Below are 2,313 nucleotides of genomic sequence, written 5' to 3'. Positions count from 1 at the left end.
GTGCATGCACTGCGGGAACGAAGGCCGGCGCGGAATCGGTCCAGTAGGAGTCGAGCTTCATGGCGAGGGGCCTGTGCTGGATGAAAAAAAGATCAGAGACCGACGACGCCTGGCAGGCCGCCGATGTCCTGGATCTCGGTGTAGCGGTAGGCCGGGTTGCCCGGGCCATGGCCGCGGTTCACGAACACCTTGTTGACGATGCCGATGTCGTCGGCCGACATCAGGTCGTAGCGCAGGCTGGACGACACGTGCAGCACGTCTTCCGGGTTGCAGCCGAGCGAGTCGAGCATGTATTCGAAGGCCTGCAGCCGCGGCTTGTAGGCCTGGGCCTGCTGCGCGGTGTAGACGCGGTGGAAGGGCGCGCCGAGCATGGCCACGTTCTTCTGGATCTGGTCGTCCGAGGCGTTGGAGAGGATGACCAGCGGGATTTCCCTGGCCACCTTGGCCAGGCCCGCGGCCACGTCGTCATGCGGGCCCCAGGTGGGCACGGCGTCGTAGTAGGCCTGGCCGTCGCTGTCGAAGTACTGGATCTTCCATTTCTTGCACAGGCGCCGCACCGCATTCTTCAGCACCACCTCGTAGGGCTGCCAGGCGCCCAGCACTTCGTCGAAGCGGTAGGCGGTGAAATCGGTGACGAACTGCGCCATCTGCTCGGGCCGGATGCGGTCGGCGAAGAGGTCGGTGGTCAGCTCCTTCATGCGGAACCGGGTGAGGGTGCCGTAGCAGTCGAAGGTCACGTACTTGGGGCGGAAGGTCATGGTCTCGAATCCTCTGTGAAGGGTGGCAAATGCGACAAACTCATTACGAAGCGATTGCAGCACGCCATTGCTCGGTGCATGTAGGGAAAAACGGCGCCTGGCGAAACGAAGCTGCGGTTTGCGGGGGCGCCGACGGCATGCCGTGCGGCGTGCCCTGCGTGCGTGCAGCCATGCACCTTGGTGCGCCGCGGCAGGGCCGAAGAGCACGCTTTTGAAGCGCAGCCTGGCGTCGGCCAACTGGCGTTCCAGGTCCTTGCCGACGGGTGTTTCGCGGATCGAAGGCTTGCATGGCGGGGATCGTGGAAAGTGGCGGTCGATCCTAGGCAGGTTGGCACAGCATTTGTGTGCGTATGCGGCCGCACCGCCGCAGCGAATTGCGAAACCGGGGTGTGCTGCAACCGAAGCTTGCAARTTGCGAAAGAGGCCCTTTTCGCGCTGGTGCGGCGCCGCAATGTCGTCCAAGATGGATGCGCCATTCCGCCGCAACAGAGAGTTTTCCCTATGCCTGAACCCACTTCGAACGCACCCGCCATGGATGGCGTGGTGCTCAGGCCGATGACGGCCGCCGACCTTCCACAGGCGCATGCGCTCTCGGCCGAACTGCGCTGGCCGCACCGTCCCGCGGACTGGGAGCAGGTGTTCCCGCATGCCGATGGCATCGCGGTGGAGCGCGACGGCGAGATCATCGCGACCGGCCTGCGCTGGCGCTGGGGCCAGCGCCACGCCACCATCGGCCTGGTGATCGTCACGCCCGCCTGCCAGGGCCGCCGCATCGGCCATCGCCTGATGAGCGCGCTGCTCGATGGGCTCGAAGACCGCACGGTGCTTTTGCACGCCACCGCGGAAGGGCGCGGACTTTATGAGCGGCTCGGTTTTGTGCGCGCGGGCGAGGTGCGCCAGCACCAGGGCATTGCGCAGCCGGCGCCTCTGGTTGCGCTGCAGCCCGGCTGGCGCCTGCGGCCCGCGGGCCTCAACGAGCTGCCGGCGCTGCAGGCGCTCGACGCGGCCGCGCGAGGCATGCCGCGCGATGCGCTGGTCGCCGAGCTGCTGCAAAGCGCCGATGCCTGCGTGGTGCTCGACCACGACAACGAGCCGAAGGGTTTTGCGATGCTGCGGCGCTTCGGCCGCGGCCATGCGATCGGCCCGGTGGTCGCGCCCGATGCCGAGGGTGCGAAGGCGCTGATTGCGCACCTTGCAGGTTTGAACGCGGGGCACTTCACGCGCATCGACATCGACTTCGACAGCGGCCTGGCCGAATGGCTCGAGAGCATCGGCCTGCTGCGCGTGGATGCGCCGACGACGATGGTGCGGGGGGAGCCGCTTGCTGTTGCGTCGCAGGGGCCGTCGCTGTTTGCTCTTGTTACTCAGGCTGTTGGATAGTTTTTTTCAGGGCGCGCTCCCGCCGACGGGGTACCTTGCTCCGCGAATGTCCCCCGCCTTCGGCTCCTCCTTGATTTCGCTGCGCAAGGCACCCCATCGACGGGAGCGTTGCAAAGAGCGGTCGTTGATCAGCGGCACACCAGCAGCGCGCCCCAGTGCACGGAGCATCGGGTGC

At 66.4% G+C, this 2,313-nt stretch carries 2 protein-coding genes; one reads left to right on the top strand and one right to left on the bottom strand.

Translation table 11 applies throughout. The features are described 5' to 3' along the window. Nucleotides 1-92: 92 nt before the first annotated feature. Nucleotides 93-758 carry a haloacid dehalogenase type II gene (locus AC1DOC_RS29915; protein WP_436301203.1) on the bottom strand — a complete coding sequence of 222 codons (666 nt, stop codon included), beginning with the start codon at nt 756-758 and terminating at the stop codon, nt 93-95. Between the two features lie 501 nt (nt 759-1,259). Here AC1DOC_RS29915 and AC1DOC_RS29910 point away from each other — a divergent pair. Next, entirely contained in the window at nt 1,260-2,138 is an 879-nt protein-coding gene (locus tag AC1DOC_RS29910) for a GNAT family N-acetyltransferase (protein WP_027730866.1), read from the top strand. Nucleotides 2,139-2,313 lie beyond the last annotated feature (175 nt).

This window comes from Variovorax sp. 01T439_2 (assembly GCF_056398445.1).
This window is presented reverse-complemented; position numbering and strand designations above follow the sequence as displayed.